This is a genomic window from Burkholderiales bacterium, from assembly GCA_036262035.1.
Classification (GTDB): Bacteria; Pseudomonadota; Gammaproteobacteria; order Burkholderiales; family SG8-41; genus JAQGMV01.
In genome coordinates this window covers 152,484-169,833 of sequence record DATAJS010000011.1, presented here as the reverse complement: position 1 = coordinate 169,833, position 17,350 = coordinate 152,484, and the positions used below count along the sequence as shown (strand labels likewise).

The window sequence follows — 17,350 nt, the reverse complement described above, 5'->3', positions numbered from 1 at the left end:
TTAACGACGCAACGAACCCCGGGTTTAGGGGTTTCGTCACTCGCCTTCTCCCGCACGCGATCTCATGACCTGCAGCTGCGAAACGGGACCGGCGCGGTTGCCCCAGGCGCTGCGTATATACGAGACGACCGCCGCCACGGCTGCATCGTCGAGCACGTGGGCGAAAGGCGGCATGCCGTACGGGCGCGGATTGCCCGCGGTCGCGGGCAGGTAACCGCCGCTCAGCACGACGCGGATGAGGTTGGCGGGGACGGCCATCGTTACGGCCCGGTTGCCCGCCAGCGCCGGATACGCCCCCGCTGCGCCCTCGCCCGCGTCGCCGTGGCAACCCGCGCAGTGGTCCCGGTAGAGCTTCTCGCCCGCGGTGCGCAGGGCGTCGGGCACCGCCGGCGAATCGTCGGTGGGCGCCGGCGCCGCCTGCGGAAGCGCCTTCAGGAAAACCGCCATCGCGGCCAGATCGGCATCCGACAGGTATTGGGTGCTGCGAAAGACGACCTCGGCCATCGGCCCCATCACCGAGCCGCGCGGCGAGACGCCGGCTTTCAGCAGGTCGACCACGTGCTTCGTTTCCCAGTCCGCCACGCCCGCTTCGCTGATCGAGGTCAGCGCGGGCGCATACCAGCCCTGCATCGGGATGAGCCCGCCCGAGAGCTCGAGCTTGTCCTCGGTCGCGCCGAACGCGTTGCGCGGACCGTGACAGGCGACACAGTGGCCGAGCCCGTGCACCAGGTACGCGCCGCGGTTCCACTCGGCCGGTTTCGCGGGATCGGGCGTGTAGCGCTCGGGCTCGAAGAAGAGCGCGCGCCACACCGCGAGCGCCGCCTGGCTGTTGTAGGGGAAGCGCAGCGCGTGCGGCCGGTTGAGCTTCTCCACCGCCGGCATGCTCATGAGATAGGCGAAGATCGCGTCGGAGTCTTCGCGCGTGACGAACGTGTAATTCGGATACGGAAACGCCGGATAGAGCAGCCGGCCGTCCTTCGAGCGCCCGTTGTGCAAGGCCCGCCAGAAGTGCGCCGGCGTCCACGAGCCGATGCCGGTCTTGCGATCGGGCGTGATGTTGGTCGACATGACCGTGCCGAACGGCGTGCGCACCGGCAGCCCGCCCGAATAGGGCGCGCTGCCGCGCGCGGTGTGGCACGCGATGCAGTTGCCGGCGCGCGCGAGATACTCGCCGCGCTTCACCTGCTCGACCGTCGGCGCGAACGCCGCCGAACTCTCCGGGATCGGGTCTTCGCCGCGCACGTTCAGCCACACGACGAGCGCCGCGAGCAGCACGAGCACGGCGGCGACGCCGAGCAGCACGCGCCTCAACGTCATTTCGGCACCCCGCCGCAGTCCATCGGCGCCGGGCGCTTCATCGCGCCGGCAGGCTTGGCATCGCGCGGGACCGCCTGCGCGGCGAGCCACGAGGACAGCGCGCCCACTTCGTCGGGCGTGAGCTGCGCCGCGATCTTCGCCATGCAGTCGGGTTGTTGCGCTCGGCGCTCGCCCGATTTCCAGTGGCCGAGCTGCGCCTGGAGGTAATCGCTCGACAGGCCGAGCAGGCCCGGAATCGCCGGCGCGACGCCCGTGAGCGCATCCCCGTGACACTGCGTGCAGGCGGGGATCTTCCTCGTTTGATCGCCTTCCTGCACGAGCCGTTCGGCGCGCTGCAAGGCCGCCGGGCTCGCGCTCGGCCGCTGCGGCGGCGGATACGGCAGGTCCAGGCTCGCGAAGTACTGCGCGATCTCCAGCAGATACTCGTCGGTGAGATGGTCGACGAGGTAAGTCATCAGCGCGTAAGTGCGGCGGCCTTCGCGGAAATTGACGAGCTGGTTGTAGAGATAACCGGCGGGCTTGCCCGCGATGCGCGGGAAATAGCCCTGGTTCGTCGCGCGGCCTTCCTTGCCGTGGCAGGTCGTGCACGCGGCCGCGCGCTGCGCGATGGTGTTTTCTACTTTGCGGGACTCGGCGGCATCGGCGTGAGACGCGATCGCGGCGAGCAGGGACAGGAGAAGCAGCTTCTTCATGCAGGAAACGGGAGAAACGACAGCGCGGCCGACGTTGCAAGGGATGTTCCGCGCGCCGGCCGACGGATTACGCGGCCGGATTGTCGCCGAAGAGCGAGCGGATGCGAAGGTCTTTCGATCGCGCGGCCGCTTCGACCGCGGTACCCAGCGCGGTGGGCTCGTAGGGCGAAGCGCCGAGCTGGACGAGGAGCGCCGCGGCGGCGTAATGGCCGTTGAAGATCGCGCACAGCAGCGGCGTCGCGTCGAAGGCGCCGTGCGCGTCGAGCGTCGCGCCCGCTTCGACGAGCATGTCGATCGCCCGCACGTCGCCCCAGTACGCCGCGTAATGCAGCGGCGTGTCGTTCGTGGCGTCGCGCGTGTGGACGGTGACCGGCGAGACGTCGACCGTCATCGCGCAGCCGATATCGTCGAGGAGCTGCTGCACCCCGGCGCGCACCCCGCGAAGCTGGAACATGAGGTGGGACATGCGCGCTTCCTTGGCTTGCTTGCTCTGGCAGTTATCCATCGGCCGAGCATAGAAGCCGCCGCGACGCGCCCGGAATCCCCCGCTCCACCGCTGCCGAATGGCTTATTGCGCGCAGCGCGCGACCGCGGCTGCCGGGCACGGCGGGCCTGATGTACCATCGCGGGCTTCGGCGATCCGCGCCGGCCCTATCCTCGAGGAGCTTTCCTGCGATGAAGAAACTGTTTGCCGCGCTGATCGCGCTCGGCATGCTCACGATCAATCCACTTCAGGGTGCAACGATGTCCGACAACAAGACCGTCACGACCGCTTCGGGTCTCAAATACGAAGATGTGAAACAGGGCACCGGCGAGGCCGCCGCAGCCGGCAAGACGGTGTCGGTGCACTACACCGGCTGGCTCACCGACGGCAAGAAGTTCGATTCCAGCAAGGACCGCGGCCAGCCGTTCGAATTCCCGCTCGGCGGCGGACGCGTCATCAAGGGCTGGGACGAAGGCGTGCAGGGCATGAAGGTCGGCGGCGTGCGCAAGCTCACCATTCCGTCCGATCTCGCCTACGGATCGCGCGGGGCGGGCGGCGTCATTCCCCCGAACGCGACGCTCGTCTTCGAAGTCGAGCTGCTCGGCGTCCGCTGATCGCACCAACCGGGGTCAGACCCCGGTTTCTCGCTTGCCGCGAATCGGGGTCTGTCCCGGATGTATGACGGCGGGTCAGAGGGTGTGTATCCAGTCCCAGCGCTTGCCGGCGCGCTCGACGATGCTCTCGAGGTCTTCGGCGAGCACGTGCCGCTTGTCGATCAGCTCGCGGGTCTTCGCCCTGACGTCTTCGAGGTACGCGGCGCGTGAAGGATAGCGCTCGGCGATCGAGCGCCGCGGGTCTCCGGTCTTCTCGCGCTCTTCGCGCGTGAGCGGGAAGCGCAGCGTCGAGCCGTTCATCGACATGAGGTCGCCCGCCGCGCCGGTGTCCGGATGGCGCGTGTTCCAGCCGGCGAAGGTCGCGAGCGGCGCCTTGAGCTCGACCGGCGTCAGGCCCGCGACTTCGTTGCCGTCGGCGTCGACGGCGGAGACGTAGCTGCGATACGCCTCACCGGCTTTCGCGGGATAGACCGCGACGCCCTGGTCGATGTCGGCACCGAAGTCGAGCACCCTCGGTCTCGCCACACGCACCGGGAAGCGCGCGCCGGGAATGGTCTCGTAGAACGCCTGCAGCGATTCGGCCGCGACCGCGGTGTTATCCGAGAGCCGCGGGATTGCGCTCGGCGGCGGTTCCACGCCTTCGCTCACCCAGCGGTCGAGATTGACGAGCGCGGCGCGCAGGAGCGGCGAGTAATCGACCACGTTGAACGGGTGATAACCGCGATCGCCGGTGCTCGAGTTCGCCGCGAGCGGCGGCAGCGCGCCGGGTGTGTGCTGGGTGCCCGCAAAGAGATAGGCGCGCACGAACGATGCAGGCTCGGCGTCGCGCTCGCCCTTGATATCGGTATGGATGAGCGAAGCATCGCCGCGCCAGTATTCCGGCGTCGAGTTGGTCGCGACGATCTTGGGCACGCCGCCGCGCGCTTCGAGGCGCTCGTACACGCCGGCGTCGTTGAAAGGCGGCAGGCTCGCGACCGACGCATGGATGTTGAGCGACGGCTGGCCGAAGCGCAGGTTGAACTCGCCTCGCCGTCCGCCCGCGACGTGCGGCAGCACCCCGTCGAACACGATCCGGCCCTGCTCGTCCTCGTCGAGACCGAGAAACAGCATGTGCCGCAGGAAGCGCCCGCTCTGCGACACGCCGAAGAGATACGCGCGGTCGATACCGCCGACGCAGGGGTTGCCCGCGTCGCCCGATCCCCAGCGCAGGAAAGCCGCCGCGTCGCGCACCGCGAGCATCCCCAGGCCCACGATCGAAGGATCGGCCGAACGATACAGGATCTGGTAGATCGCGCCGGGCGTGAAACCGCCTTCGAGCGCGACATGGCTCGCGTCGGCGAAGCGCCACTTGCCGCGCGGGATCTCGACGAGCGGCGCACCCGAGCGCTCGCGCATCGTGAGCTTCGCGTCGGGCTGGCTCAGGTCCGCCGCCGCATACGGAATGTGATAGCGGTCCGCGAGCGGCAGCGTATCCACGCGATCGTTGGGACGAAGCTGCACCCGCACCGTTCCGGTCAGGCCTTTCGCTCGCGGCACGTCCATCGCCATCATGCCGTCCTGGCGCGGAACGTCGGACTGCCAGCCGACCCACGCGACGGTGTAGCCGTGGCGCATGAGGAAGCCGTTGCCGAAGTGCGCCGGCTGTGAGGGCTCGGGAACGCGCGGCGCGCTGTTGAAGATGTCGAGCGCGACCTTGCGGCCGCGGTTCGGCACGTCGAGCAGCAGGCGGCGATTGCCTTTGCTCATGTCGACCGGCTTCAGCACGTAGAAATCGGCGGCGAACTCGACCTCGCCTCGAGCGTTCGCGGGCGCCAGGGCGATGTCGGTGATCTGCGCGTGCAGCGGGTGCTTCGGATCGACGGCGAAGCGCAGCGTGCCGACGACCTTCTCGTATGCGCCCGCGTCGCCGAACGGTTTACCGCCGAGTACGACTTCGCGCCTTGCGATCTCGAAGCGAGTGCCCATGATGCCCTCCCTCAAACGATACCCATCCAGAACATGGTCTCCTGGCCGACGTCGACGTCGTACTTGCGGACGTATTCGAGCGTTCCGTCCCCGGCGACTTTGAACACCGCGAGGCTCGGGCTGATCGCGCCTTCGCGCGTGCGGATAGCCACCGAGTTCGCCGCGACGAGCAGCCTGGCCGTCGGATCGAGCGCGAAGGTGCGCGGGACGACGCCGTGCGTGTCGGCATGCTGGATCGCCGTCGGCTCGCCGGTCTTGGCGTCGATGCGATAGACGGCGATGTTGTTCTCGCCGCCGATGTAAAACCCTTCGCCGTCGGCGCCGCTCGCGCGGTTCGCGACGTAGACGTACTGGCCGTTCGGATGCACGTGGATCGTGCCGGGCCGCTGACGCCGGCGCTTACCTTGCGCATCGGCCAGCGTCTCCTTGGTATACGCCGGCGCCTCTTCCATCGCGTCGTTGTCGAAGCGATACATCTGCAGCGTGTTCTGCCGCTCGAGCGAGGCGTACACCCACGGCCGCGAAGGATGGAAATCGATGTGCCGCGGCCCGAAGCCGTAGCCGCCGTTCGGGGCAACCGGGCGTGACGGCGCAAGCTGTCCGTCGGCGTAACGGAACACTTTCAGCGCGCCGGGATCCTCCGCCCGATCGCCTTGGGCGTCGTTGCCGCGCGCCACCACGACCACCGCGCGGTTGGACGGCGCGACCTTGACCTGGTGCGCGTAGATGCCGGTATCGAGATCGCCCGACTGGCGAACGAGCGCGCCGATCGATCCTTCGCGACCGATGCGATGGACCGTGATGCTGCTCGGCTTGTTGTAGACCGTGAGCATGTGCGCGCCCGCGCCGTCGAGCGTGACGTGTATCGGCCGCGACGGCAGCGGCACCTCGGGGCCGTGCGCGCGCAAGGCGCGCGACTTCGGGTCGATGTCCAGCGCGACGGCGCAGTGTGCGTCACCGCCGCTCTCGGGCGAGCCGTTGCTGCACGCGGCGTAGAGGTATTCGTGGGACGGATGCGGCCACGCATACTGCAGGTTCTGCGGGAGCTCGATCGTCGCGCGCTTCACGAGCTCCGCGCGCGCGACATCGATGTCGTAGTGCGTGAGCTCGCGGCCGACGCTTACGTAGAGCGCCGCGCGCTGTTCTCTCTCCAAGACTTCTCTCCGTTCTTACGCGGGGGACCGCCCGAGTATGACACAGCGACGTGTGGCATCATCGGCCCGTGCCGCGCCTGTCCACGACAGCGTTCGTCCTGCTATCGCTCGTCCCCGGAGTCGCTCGTTCGGAGGGACCGCGCGTCGGCATCGAGGTCGAGCGCGAGAGGGACCGAAACCGGGGCGTGTCGAGCCACGGCGTCACGCTGCAGCCGGGCTGGCAGTTCGCCAACGGCAGTCTCATCGACCGCGTCGAGTTGCTGATCGAGCGCGGCCTCGACGAGCGCGCCGACGCGAGCGGAGAGCGCGAGCACGAGACCAAGCTCTTCCTGCGCATGCGTCACAGCGGAAAGATCACCGGGTCGCTGACGTATTACGTGCGCGGGGGCGTCGGCCGCAGCTTCGGCAGCGATCGGACGTTCAGCTACGCGTACGCGGAGCCCGGGCTCAAATACGAGTTGGGCCGAGGCTGGGAATGGACCGTCGGCTGGCGCGAGATCGACGCCATCGACGGCACCGCGGGCGAGCGCGTGCACCGGCTCAGCACCGGGCCGAGCCTCGAGATCGGGCGCGACCACGAGATCGAGCTGCGATACGGCCACACGTGGGGTGACAAGCGCCTGCGCGCGCTGAGCGTGCAGTACATCCGCAAGTTCTGAAGCGTCACCGCGCCGGACCGCGACCGGGTCGCGAGCGTGGACAGCAAGCGGCTTCAGCCGTGCAGCTTGACCGCGCGATCTACAACCAGAAGCACGACGGGCAGACGCGTTAGCGTCCGAGCGTCACGGGATTCTTCGTCGCTGCCGCTCCTCGCAATGACGTCATCGCGAGGCGGCTCCGATAGGAACGCCGGGGCGATCCCGTGGCGCACGACCTCACTTCACGCTCTTCGCCAGCCACTGCTCGATATACGCCGCGATCTCGAGGTTGTTCTTCTCGATCATCAGCATGTGACCGTTGCCGCGCAGGCCGACGTCCTCTAGGCGCACGAAGGTGTTCTTCACGCCGGCCTGATCGAGGTATTTCGCGGTGCAGTGGTCGTAGACCGCGTGATACGACGACTCCGCGGCGAGGATGAGGATGGGAATGCCCGCGAGCCGCGGCAGCCGGCGCACCGGCTGGCCCTGCAAACGGCAGCGCTCGAGGTTGGGACCGTCCGCCTGCGCCTCGCGCACGACGACGAGCTGCTTCGCGTCGGTGATCGGCGGGTCGTAAGTCATCGGGATGTCGGTCACGCCCCATAGGCGCGCCGGCTGCTCGCCGAACACCGCGTTCGCGAAAGGCGGCCCGCTCGGCTCCGCCGCGACGATCGCCTTGACGAGCTGCGGCCGCGCGTCGGCGATCGGCCAGCCGATGGCGCCCGACTGCGAGTGCGTGAACACGATGGCCGGGCCGATCCTGTCGAGCAGCGCCGCGCCGGCGTCGCGGTTCAGCGCCTGCGTGGTGACGTTGCTCGCGATGTACTGCACCTGGGACGCATAGAACTGGTCGAAGATCGGATCGCCCTGCTGGCCTTTCTTCGGACCTTCGCCGGGCCACTGGGTGTGCAGCTTCGCCTGCGGCCACAGGTTGAACTTCTCGTGCGCGGTGAAGCGCTGCTCGATCTGCGACGCCGGGAAGCGCGTGAGCGCGCCCATCGAGTCGTTATAAGCCGAGCGGCCGCGCCCCGGCTGGTCGATCACGTACACCGCATAGCCCTGCTCGACGAACCACTGCGCCCAGCCCTTGCGCCCGTCGGGCGTGCCGGTGAAGTTCGACCCCGTCTGCGCCGCGCCGTGGATCATGACGATCGGGTACGGCCTGGTGCGCTGCGCCGGCATGAAATACTCGACGTACGACTGGCGCTCCATGAGCGGCCCGGTCTTGCCGTCGACGTACCGGCCGCCGACGAAGAAGTACCCGGTGCGCACCTCCTGGTTCGCCGCGCAGCCGGTCAATGCGAGTGCGGCCAGCGCGGCCGCGGCACGTGCAACGGTGATCATGGGCTCCCTCCCTTTCCGGCTTCGAGCTGCGCCACGCGTGCGCGCAGCGCCCGCTCCTCTTCGTAACGCGCGGTGCAATCGCGCGCGGTGGCGACGACGCCGGTGACCGCGCCGGCCGCATCCCTGATCAGCGCGAACGCGAGATCGACGTAGAGCTTCGATCCGTCCTTGTGCATCGAGCGCGTGGTGAGCACGCGTCCGGCGTATTTCTCGCGGCCGCTCGCCAGAGCCGCGTCGAACCCCGCCCAGTGCGCCGCCCGCAGCCGCTCGGGAATGATGACATCGAGGCTGCGGCCCAGCACCTCGTCGGCGCGGTGGCCGAAGATGCGCTCGGCGGCCGCGTTCCAGACTTCGATGTTGCCCTCGCGGTCGCTCAGGATGATCGCGTCCGGGGATTGCGCCACCAGCGCCGCATTCAGCGCGTCGTTTTGATCGGATGATCGCATGCTCTACTCCTCGTTGGCCGTCTCTATCACAACATGATATGTTGACCGCTCCAAAGGAGGAACACACACCATGATCCAGACCGAGCTTACGCGCATGTTCGACCTGAAACACCCGATCGTGCTCGGCCCGATGGGCGGGGTCGCAGGCGGACGTCTCGCGGCAGCGGTTTCCAACGCCGGCGGACTCGGGCTCGTCGGCGGCGGCTACGGCGATCCCGCGTGGCTGCGCAAGGAGCTCGACCTCGTCACTCGGGAAACGAAGCGGCGGTGGGGCGTCGGGCTCATCACCTGGACGATCAAGCGCGAAGCGCTCGACCTCGCGCTGTCCTACCGCCCCGCCGCGTTCGTGCTGTCGTTCGGCGATCCGCGTCCGTATGTCGCCGCCATACGCGCCGCGGGCTGCAAGCTCATCTGCCAGGTGCAGGACGTCGAAGAGGCGCGCGTAGCCAAAGAAGTCGGCGCCGACCTCATCGTCGCCGAAGGCAAGGAAGCCGGCGGTCACAGCGGCGCGCGCTCGACGCTGCCGCTGGTGCCCGCGGTGATCGACGCGGTCCGGCCGATCCCGGTCGTCGCCGCGGGCGGCATCGCCGACGGGCGCGGTCTCGCCGCCGCGCTCGCCCTCGGGGCGCACGGCGTGCTGCTCGGCACGCGCTTCTATGCGTCGGTCGAGGCGCTCGGCACCGACGCGGCCAAACAGCGCATCGCCGAAGCGGCCGGCGCCGAGACTTCGCGCACGCGCGTCTTCGACATCGTCCGCGGCTATGCGTGGCCGGCGCACTTCCCGGGTCGCGCGCTGCGCAACGCGTTCATGGAGCGCTGGCACGGCCGCGAGGACGCTCTGGAATCGGACGTCGCGACCGCTGCGAAAAGCTACGACGCCGCCGCCCGCGCCGGCGATTACAGCGAGGCGGTGGTCTGGGCCAGCGAGGCGATCGACCTCATCGATCGCGTCGAGCCGGCGGGCGCGCTCGTCGAGCGCATCAGCGCGGATGCGGAAGCGCAGATCAAATCGGTGTCGGCGCTGGTGCGTTGAGTATCATTCGGGCTCGCGACCGTGGAGGAGTCTGAATGAAAGTTCGCTCGACGCTGTTGACGTTCTCATCCTTGCTGCTCTCGGCCGCCGCCGTCCAGGCGCAGGACGCGTATCCCAGCCGTCCGATCCGCATCATCGTCGCGATACCGGCCGGCAGCGGCAGCGATACCGCGGCGCGCCTCATCGCCGAAGGGCTCACCAGGCGCGTCGGCAAACAGGTCGTCGTCGAGAACCGTCCCGGCGCGGGCACGATCCTCGGCAACGACGCGGTCGCCAAGTCCAAGCCCGACGGCTACACCCTGCTCATGAACGGGGCGGCGTTCACCATCGCGCCGGCGTTCTACAAGAAGCTCCCTTACGACGCCGCACACGATTTCGCACCGATCACCAACGCGGTCGTCGCACCGAACGTGATGTGCGTCCATCCGTCGGTGCCGGTGAAAAGCGTGAAGGACCTGATCGCGCTCGCCAGGGCCAAGCCTGATCAGATCCTCTATGCCTCCGGCGGCAACGGCACCAACTCGCACATGGCGACCGCGCTCTTCGCGAGCATGGCCGGCATACGTCTCGTGCACGTGCCCTACAAGGGCAGCACGCCGGGCGTGATCGATCTGATCGCGGGACAGGTCGCGCTGATGACCAACAGCATGTCGACGCTGATGCCGCACGTGCGCGCGGGACGCCTGCGCGCGCTGGGCGTGGCGAGCGCCAGGCGCGCCGCGTCGGCGCCCGAGCTTCCGACCATCGCCGAAGCCGCAGGCCTGCCGAAGTACGAGTCGGCCCAGTGGACCGGCGTGTGGGCGCCGGCAGGGACCGCGGCGGAGATCGTCGCGAAGCTGCACCGGGAGATCGTCGCGGTGCTCGCGCTCCCCGACGTGCGCGAGCGCCTCGCGCACGACGGCTCCGAAGTCGTCGCAAGCACGCCGGAGGAGTTCGCGGCGATGCTCAAGTCGGAAATAACCCGCTGGCAGGCGGCGGTGAAAGCGGCGGGCATACAACAGATGTAACGAGGAGGAGGCTGTTCGATGATGCTGCGTCATTGTTGCTGCGTTCTTGCGTTGCTCGCCGCGCCGGCGTCCTACGGCGCCGATCAGTACCCCAACCGTCCCATACGTCTCGTCGTGCCGTACGCAGTCGGCGGCGCGACGGACATCACGAGCCGCATCATCTCGCCGCGCCTCTCCGAGAGCATGGGCGAGCAGGTCGTGGTCGATAACCGCCCCGGCGGCGCGAGCATCCCCGGCACCGCGCTGGTCGCGAAAGCCGCACCCGACGGCTATACCGTGCTCGTCGCCACGATGTCGTTCGGCGCGGCGCCCGCCTTGTTCGAGAAGCTGCCTTTCGACGCGCGCAAGGACTTCGCGCCGGTCACGCTGATGACGACGCTGCCGATGGCGCTCACGGTGCATCCGTCGGTCCCCGCGAAAAACGTCGGCGAGCTCGTGGCGCTGTCGAAGTCGCGCCCGAACGGCCTCAACTATGGATCGGCCGGCAACGGCAGCGCGACCCATCTCGCAGGCGCGCTGTTCAAGACCATGAGCGGCGCGAACATCGTCCACGTGCCTTACAAGGGCGGCGGGCCGTCGGTCGCGGCGATGATCGCCGGCGAGGTGCAGGTGATGGTGGCGATCGTCTCGACCGTGCTGCCGCACATCAAATCCGGCAAGCTTGTCGCGCTCGGCGTCGGCACGCAGAAGCGCCAGCCGGTGCTGCCGAACGTCCCGACGATCGCCGAGCAGGGAATTCCCGGCTTCCAGGTGTTCGAGTGGCAGGGCATGACGGTCCCGGCCGGCACGCCGCGCGCCGTCATCGAGCGCCTGCACCGCGAGATCACGAAGGCGCTCGCGATTCCCGAGACGCACGAGCGCATCACCGGCCTCGGCGCCGACATCGTAGCGGCCGGGCCGAAGGAGCTCGGCGCGCTGATCGACAGCGAGATCCCCAAGTGGATCAAGGTCGCAAAGGAAACCGGCATCAAAGCCGATTGAGGAGCATCATGAGCAAGGTTGCACTGGTCGTAGAGTTCCGCATCAAACCCGGTCGCCGTGACGATTTCCTGAAGCTCATGCGCGAGCACGCCAAAGGCACCCTCGAGAACGTCGACGGTTGTCTGCAGTTCGACGTGCTGGTGCCCAAGGAAGTGCAGTTCGACGCGCCGTCGCACGAGCCCGACACGCAGCGCGTCTTCCTGTACGAGATGTATCGCGACGAAGAGGTGCTGCAGAAGCACCTGAAGTCCGAGCGCGTCGCGAAGACTCGCGGCGGCTACGCCGACTTCATCGAAAGCCGCAGGATCACGCGCTGCAACGTGGGTTGACGCGTGCTGCACGCAGCGATCGCCGGCCTCGGCCGCTGGGGCAAGAACCTCGTCGACTCGGTGCACGGCAGGAGCGAGCGCGTGCGCTTCGTGCGCGCGGTCGACGCGGCGCCCGACAACGTTCGGGCGTTCGCGGAGGAGCGCGGGCTGCCGCTCTCGAGCGATTTCGACGCGCTGCTCGAGGACCGCACGGTCGACGCGGTCGTGATCGTCACGCCGCACTCGCTCCATCGCCCCATGGTCGAGGCGGCCGCACGCGCCGGCAAGCACGTGTTCTGCGAGAAGCCGCTGGCGCTGACGCTGGCCGATGCGCGCGCGATGGTCGACGCCTGTGACAAAGCCGGCGTCGTGCTCGCGGTCGGCCACAACCGCCGCCTGTGGCCGTCGATGGTCGCCCTGCACGGTATCGTGTCTTCGGGCGAGCTCGGACAGGTGCTCCACATCGAAGGCCACTTCAGCAACGACAACTCGACCAATGCCGCGGGGAGCTGGCGCGACTCCCCCGCCGAATCGCCGGGCGGCGGCATGACCGCGACCGCGCTGCATCTCCTCGATGCGTTCGTGAACCTGGTCGGGCCCATCCGGCGCATCCACGGCTATCAGTCGGTGCGCAAGCCCCCGCCGGACCCGCGCGACACCGCGACGCTGCTGATCGAATTCGAGAACGGCGCGAGCGGCACGATCGCGACGGTCAGGCCGACGCCGTTCTTCTGGCGGGTGCACGTCTTCGGCGACCGCGGCTCGGCGGAAGTGACCGGCGAGCACGTGCTGCTCGTGCATCGCAAGAACGCGCCGCCCGAGCGGCAAACCTTCGAAGCGGTCGACAGTCTGCGCGCCGAGCTCGAAAGCTTCGCCGACGCGGCCGCAGGCCGCGGGACCTTTCACATCGCGCCGGCCGAGATGCTCGCGAACGTCGCGGCCTTCGAAGCGTCGATCGCCGCGCTCGCGTCGGGCCAGCCGGTGAGCGTGGCGTGAAGATCGGCGTCGCCGGCATCGGACGCATGGGTGCGGCGATCGCGGAACGGCTGCTCGCCACGGGTGAGACGGTCTACGTCTGGAACCGCACGGCTGCGAAAGCACGGGCGCTGGAGGCGCTCGGCGCGCAGGCGGTCGGCACGCCCGGCGAGCTCACGCTCGCGGCCGACGTCGTGCTCACCATCCTCACCGACGACGAAGCGATACGTGCGACGTATCTCGGCGAGCACGGGTTGTTGTCGGTGGATGCGCGCGGGAAGGTCTTCATCGAGATGAGCACCGCGCGAGCGAGCGTGCAGCGCGAGCTCGCCGGGGAAGTCCGCAGGCGCGGCGCGCGCTTTGCGGAGGCGCCGGTGGGCGGCACCGTCGGGCCGGCACGCGAAGGCAAGCTCATCGCGTTCGTCGGCGGCGGTACCGACGATTTCCTGAGCGCGAAACCGGTGCTCGACCGACTGTGCCGCCGCATCGAGCACGTCGGCGACGTCGGCGCGGGCGCCGCGATGAAGCTCGCGGCCAACCTGCCGATGCACGTCTACTGGACGGCGCTGCGCGAAGCGCTCGTCCTGTGTGAGCCGCTGGACCTCGATCCCGCGCGGCTCATCGACATCATGGCGGACACGTCGGGTGCGCCGCAGTCGCTGCGGGCACGCGCGGCGGCGATCGTGCAGGCGCTGCGCGGCGAGGACGCGCCCGCGCCGGCATTCGACATCGACGGCATCCGCAAGGACCTCGCGCTGATGATCGAAGAAGCGCCGGCCCCTCTTCCGGTGACCCGGCAGGCGCTCACATGCTTCGACGAAGCGGCAAGGCAAGGATACGGCGCCGAGAGCGCGGCGGCGCTGCTGCGCAATCGGCGATGAAGAGGGCGGGGATACAGCAGATGTAACGCGAGGAGGCTCATATGCAGACGCCATGCTCTGTTCGATGCATCTTGCTCGTCGGTGCCGCTGTCGCTGCGGGCGCGTCGAGCGCACAGGAGTATCCGACCCGACCCATCCGCATCGTCACCGCCGCGGTCGGCGGCGGCATCGACTTCAATGCGCGGCTGCTCGCGACAGGGCTCACCGAGCGGCTCGGTCAGCAGGTGATCGTCGACAATCGCGGCGGCACCAATGTCGCGCCGCAAACGGTGGCGAAAGCCACGCCGGACGGTTATACCCTGCTCGTCCACAACAACACGGTCTGGATCGCGCCGCTGCTCGACAACGTGCCGTACGATCACAGGACCGAGCTCAAGCCGATCACGCTCACCTCGCGCTCGCCCAACATCCTCGTCGTCCATGCGTCGCTCGGTGTGGGCTCGGTCAAGGAGCTGATCGCGCTCGCGAAAGCCAACCCCGGAAAGATCGACTACGCATCCGGACCGATCGGCGCGTCGAACCATGTCGCCGCGGAGCTTTTCAAGGCCATGGCCGGCGTCGATCTGGTGCGCATCGGTTACAAGGGCGGCGGCCCGGCGCTGAACGACGTGGTTGCGGGCCAGGTGAAAGTCATGTTCGCAACCACCGGCTCGGTGACTTCGCACGTGCAGGCGGGCCGCTTGAAAGGCCTCGCGGTGACGAGCGCCGAACCGTCGCCCCTGGTGCCGGGAATGCCGACGGTGGCGGCTTCCGGCGTGCCCGGCTATTCCGCCGAAGCGATCTACGGTTTCTGGGCGCCCGGCAAGACGCCCGCCCCCATCCTCAAACGGCTCCATGCGGAAGCCGTCAGGGTGCTCGGTGAGCCCGAGACGAAGGAGCGCTTCCTGCGATCCGGCGTCGAGGCGGTCGGCAGCACGCCGGAGCAGTTTGCAGACGTGATCAAGGCCGAAAGCGCACGCCTGGCGAAGGTGTTCGATACCGCAGGAATACGCCCGAAGAAGTAGCGGTCGGGAGCGTCAGGGCGTCGGAGCCGCGCGTCACGGCAGGTAATCGTCGGACGGCTCGGTCTTGTCCGCAACGAACGTGTCGGCGGCCTGCCGCAGCGTCAGCCGAACCTCTCCGCGCTCGCCGACGTCGAAGCTGAATTCTGCATCCAGCGCGGGCAGGAAGAATTCGTTGCGCGATGTCGCCAAGCCTGGAAATGCCTCCTGTCCTTCCGACTGCAGGCACAAGCGCCCCTGGCTCAGCGTGACCGAGACTGTCTGTCCGCCGGGGAATCGGTAAGTACCGACATACTGCTCGATGAGCTCCGGCGCTACGGCTATGGGCTCACGCCTGCGCGGCAGCGCCCACGGCTCACCGAGCGTGATGCTCGCGAGACCGCGCGCGACCGCGTCGGCGTCGCCGGTCGCGTGATTCGAAAGAACCACGACCGTGACCTGCTCCGCGGGGAAATACGCCAGGTGCGAGCTGAAGCCGCCGATTCCGCCGTTGTGCCAGATCATGCGATGGCCTTGCTGCTGTCCCACGAACCAGCCGCTCGCATAAGCTGCGTGCACCGGCATGGTCATGCATGCGACACTGTCGGGCCGGAGCAGGCTGCCCCCGAACAACGCAGCAGCGAACCGCCAGAGATCCTCGACGCGGGAATAGCAACTACCTGCCGAGAACGCTATCGAGCTGTGAGGTTCACACGCCGGCGCAATCTTCTCGCCGTCGCACGTATAGCCGACGGCCATCCGCAGGCCGGCGACAGGCTCGCCGCAACCGCTGCTGCCCATTCCCGCAGGCCCGAAGATGCCGCGTTGCAGCCATGTCGCGTAGGGCACCGCGGTGACGTGCTCGATAATCATTCCGAGCAAAAGGTAACCCGAGTTGCTGTACGCGCTTCGGGTACCGGGTGGGAATGCCAGCGGCAGATGTTCCACGCGTTTCAGGGTCTCGCTCGGCGATGCCGCCGTGCGCATGAACGCCGGATAGCCCGCGAGCCGCGTGTAGCTCGGGATTCCCGAGGCGTGGCTGAGAAGGTGCGCGACGGTGATCGCGGACCAGCTCGCTGGACATTGCGGAAGGTAGCGGCTGATCGGCGCTGCTATCGAAATCGCACCGGTTTCGGACAAGCTGAAGATCGCCGTCGCGGTGATCGGCTTCGTAACCGAACCGATACGGTAGGTAGTGTCGGTGCGCGACGGGATCCTGCGCTCGTGATCTGCATCCCCCGCGGCGCCCTCGAACACCACGTCGCCTGCGCGAGCGACGAGCGCGGCGCCGTTGAACAGACGCGCTTCAGTTAGAGACGCGAAGTATCGCGCGCACGATTGCGCCGTTTCGCGCGACGGCATTTATTGGGGCGACGACGAGTCTTTCGGCGATTGCGTCAATCTGCCCCCCGCATGACGATGTCGACTCCATCCTCGCCCGAATTCGTAATGTGTGCGTCGATGATCCGGTCGCCGGCATACGCCCGTAGCAGGAACGTGCCCTGCGGCAGGCGCAGCTCGAACCGGCCGTTCGCGTCCGTCTGGACGGCGATTTCCGGCACCTGCACCGACGCGTCCTTGATCGTCACATAAGCGCCTGCCAGCGGCGTTCCGTCGGCTGCCAAAACCGAGCCGCTCGTGCGATAGACCTGAGCCATAACGACCTCACCCGTTCTCCGAAACCCACGAAGCAATCGTCACCATCAATTCCGAGGTAAAGCGCCGGCCGTAATTTGCTTCCACGCCGAGGACCGGATCGAGCTCGCCCGAAGCGCCGTAGGCATGAATGCCGATCGCTTTCGAGCTGCCGTCGGCTGCATCCATCCAGATAGGCGCACCGCTCTGACCGCCGACGGTGTCCACATCATAGAACAACTGGGTTGCAGTGCTGCGCAGGAGACTGGAACGATGCAGGTACATCGCGTTCCCACTGTCGCGATCGACGGGATAACCGGCAATCGTCACGGTATCGGGCTCCGGAACGTCGTCCCAGCCGGTGTCGATCTCGAACCATCCGAGGCGCTCGCCGAGCGGTTCGTCCAGCTGGATGCAGCCAACGTCCATGTCCGGAGTCTCGTCGTCGATCCAGGCCCTGAGGGTGGAAAACCACGTGCTCTTCAGCGTGCCGAAGGGCACCTCGGCGCCGTCCCGCGCAGGCTCGACGTAGATTTCCTGAGCCCAGCCGCCGAATAGCACGGTGCTATAGACGCAGTGTCCTGCCGTCAGCAATGTCCGCGGTCCGACGAACCAGGCCGTCCCACGCGCGACGGCCCCGTTAGCGCCCGTGATCGTGAGACAGCATATCTTGCGCCACGGATCCGCCGTGGTATCGCGGACCCGAACGCGCTCATCGACGCCGATCACGGATTCGAGGATGAGTCTGCCGCCCTCCGACAGGGGCGGCTGGCGCGCGGGCATGTACTTCAGCAACGGCGCGAACTCGGGGAATCGCGCCATCGCCACCGCGCGCTCGCCACTTTGGGGAAAACCGAAGAGGGTATTGAGTTCCATATGCATCCGCGTTGGCAAAG

Annotated in this window: 19 protein-coding genes; 9 read left to right on the top strand and 10 right to left on the bottom strand. The window is 68.0% G+C overall.

All coding sequences use genetic code 11. From position 1 onward, the window contains the following. Positions 1-36 precede the first annotated feature (36 nt). From VHP37_14655 to VHP37_14645, 3 genes are all read right to left on the bottom strand, one after another. Positions 37-1,317 (bottom strand): cytochrome c, encoded by a 1,281-nt coding sequence (locus tag VHP37_14655; protein HEX2827589.1) that lies wholly within the window; start codon positions 1,315-1,317, stop codon positions 37-39. Next, a complete protein-coding gene (locus tag VHP37_14650; protein ID HEX2827588.1) occupies positions 1,314-2,009 on the bottom strand; it encodes a cytochrome c4 in 696 nt (231 codons plus the stop codon). The genes VHP37_14655 and VHP37_14650 overlap by 4 nt, the downstream gene beginning before the upstream one ends. A 67-nt stretch (positions 2,010-2,076) precedes the next feature. Further along, entirely contained in the window at positions 2,077-2,475 is a 399-nt protein-coding gene (locus tag VHP37_14645) for an ankyrin repeat domain-containing protein (protein HEX2827587.1), read from the bottom strand. Positions 2,476-2,753: 278 nt separating this feature from the next. Between VHP37_14645 and VHP37_14640 the strand changes: the two genes are divergently transcribed. After that, positions 2,754-3,107 carry an FKBP-type peptidyl-prolyl cis-trans isomerase gene (locus tag VHP37_14640; GenBank protein ID HEX2827586.1) on the top strand — a complete coding sequence of 118 codons (354 nt, stop codon included), beginning with the start codon at positions 2,754-2,756 and terminating at the stop codon, positions 3,105-3,107. A gap of 75 nt (positions 3,108-3,182) precedes the next feature. Here VHP37_14640 and VHP37_14635 read toward each other — a convergent pair whose 3' ends face one another. Continuing rightward, positions 3,183-5,072 (bottom strand): alpha/beta hydrolase domain-containing protein, encoded by a 1,890-nt coding sequence (locus tag VHP37_14635; protein HEX2827585.1) that lies wholly within the window; start codon positions 5,070-5,072, stop codon positions 3,183-3,185. Positions 5,073-5,083: 11 nt separating this feature from the next. Beyond that, positions 5,084-6,226 (bottom strand): beta-propeller fold lactonase family protein, encoded by a 1,143-nt coding sequence (locus VHP37_14630; protein ID HEX2827584.1) that lies wholly within the window; start codon positions 6,224-6,226, stop codon positions 5,084-5,086. A 185-nt stretch (positions 6,227-6,411) separates the two neighbouring features. Here VHP37_14630 and VHP37_14625 point away from each other — a divergent pair, with 185 nt between their 5' ends. Continuing rightward, on the top strand, positions 6,412-6,885 hold the full coding sequence (locus VHP37_14625; protein HEX2827583.1) for a hypothetical protein: 474 nt from the start codon (positions 6,412-6,414) through the stop codon (positions 6,883-6,885). Positions 6,886-7,101: 216 nt separating this feature from the next. Here the strand turns inward: VHP37_14625 and VHP37_14620 are convergent, their stop codons facing one another. Both VHP37_14620 and VHP37_14615 read right to left on the bottom strand, forming a co-directional pair. Continuing rightward, positions 7,102-8,208, bottom strand: coding sequence for an alpha/beta hydrolase (locus VHP37_14620; protein HEX2827582.1), 1,107 nt, complete (start codon positions 8,206-8,208; stop codon positions 7,102-7,104). Further along, the gene (locus tag VHP37_14615; protein ID HEX2827581.1) at positions 8,205-8,654 is read right to left on the bottom strand and encodes a PAS domain S-box protein; all 450 of its coding nucleotides are present in this window, start codon (positions 8,652-8,654) and stop codon (positions 8,205-8,207) included. Before VHP37_14615 ends, VHP37_14620 begins: the two co-directional genes overlap by 4 nt. Positions 8,655-8,724: 70 nt before the next feature. Here VHP37_14615 and VHP37_14610 point away from each other — a divergent pair, with 70 nt between their 5' ends. The 7 genes from VHP37_14610 to VHP37_14580 all read left to right on the top strand — a co-directional run bounded on the left by VHP37_14610 (position 8,725) and on the right by VHP37_14580 (position 14,843). Further along, positions 8,725-9,687: a nitronate monooxygenase gene (locus tag VHP37_14610; protein HEX2827580.1), complete on the top strand. Its 963-nt coding sequence runs from the start codon at positions 8,725-8,727 to the stop codon at positions 9,685-9,687. 35 nt (positions 9,688-9,722) lie between these two features. After that, the gene (locus VHP37_14605) at positions 9,723-10,694 is read left to right on the top strand and encodes a tripartite tricarboxylate transporter substrate binding protein (protein HEX2827579.1); all 972 of its coding nucleotides are present in this window, start codon (positions 9,723-9,725) and stop codon (positions 10,692-10,694) included. An 18-nt stretch (positions 10,695-10,712) separates the two neighbouring features. Next, positions 10,713-11,675, top strand: coding sequence for a tripartite tricarboxylate transporter substrate binding protein (locus VHP37_14600; GenBank protein HEX2827578.1), 963 nt, complete (start codon positions 10,713-10,715; stop codon positions 11,673-11,675). Positions 11,676-11,683: 8 nt separating this feature from the next. Next, the gene (locus VHP37_14595) at positions 11,684-12,004 is read left to right on the top strand and encodes a putative quinol monooxygenase (GenBank protein ID HEX2827577.1); all 321 of its coding nucleotides are present in this window, start codon (positions 11,684-11,686) and stop codon (positions 12,002-12,004) included. A gap of 3 nt (positions 12,005-12,007) precedes the next feature. After that, positions 12,008-12,979, top strand: a complete 972-nt coding sequence (locus VHP37_14590) for a Gfo/Idh/MocA family oxidoreductase (GenBank protein HEX2827576.1) — start codon at positions 12,008-12,010, stop codon at positions 12,977-12,979. Beyond that, positions 12,976-13,839, top strand: coding sequence for an NAD(P)-dependent oxidoreductase (locus tag VHP37_14585; protein HEX2827575.1), 864 nt, complete (start codon positions 12,976-12,978; stop codon positions 13,837-13,839). The genes VHP37_14590 and VHP37_14585 overlap by 4 nt, the downstream gene beginning before the upstream one ends. A 71-nt stretch (positions 13,840-13,910) precedes the next feature. Beyond that, positions 13,911-14,843, top strand: coding sequence for a tripartite tricarboxylate transporter substrate binding protein (locus tag VHP37_14580; GenBank protein HEX2827574.1), 933 nt, complete (start codon positions 13,911-13,913; stop codon positions 14,841-14,843). 33 nt (positions 14,844-14,876) lie between these two features. Here VHP37_14580 and VHP37_14575 read toward each other — a convergent pair whose 3' ends face one another. From VHP37_14575 to VHP37_14565, 3 genes are read right to left on the bottom strand one after another with little or no spacing between them, the layout of a single operon-like run. Beyond that, complete coding sequence (locus tag VHP37_14575) at positions 14,877-16,181, bottom strand: serine hydrolase (GenBank protein HEX2827573.1); 1,305 nt, start codon at positions 16,179-16,181, stop codon at positions 14,877-14,879. Between the two features lie 35 nt (positions 16,182-16,216). Beyond that, complete coding sequence (locus VHP37_14570) at positions 16,217-16,477, bottom strand: carboxypeptidase-like regulatory domain-containing protein (protein HEX2827572.1); 261 nt, start codon at positions 16,475-16,477, stop codon at positions 16,217-16,219. Positions 16,478-16,484: 7 nt separating this feature from the next. After that, positions 16,485-17,330: a trypsin-like serine protease gene (locus VHP37_14565; protein ID HEX2827571.1), complete on the bottom strand. Its 846-nt coding sequence runs from the start codon at positions 17,328-17,330 to the stop codon at positions 16,485-16,487. Positions 17,331-17,350: the final 20 nt, after the last annotated feature.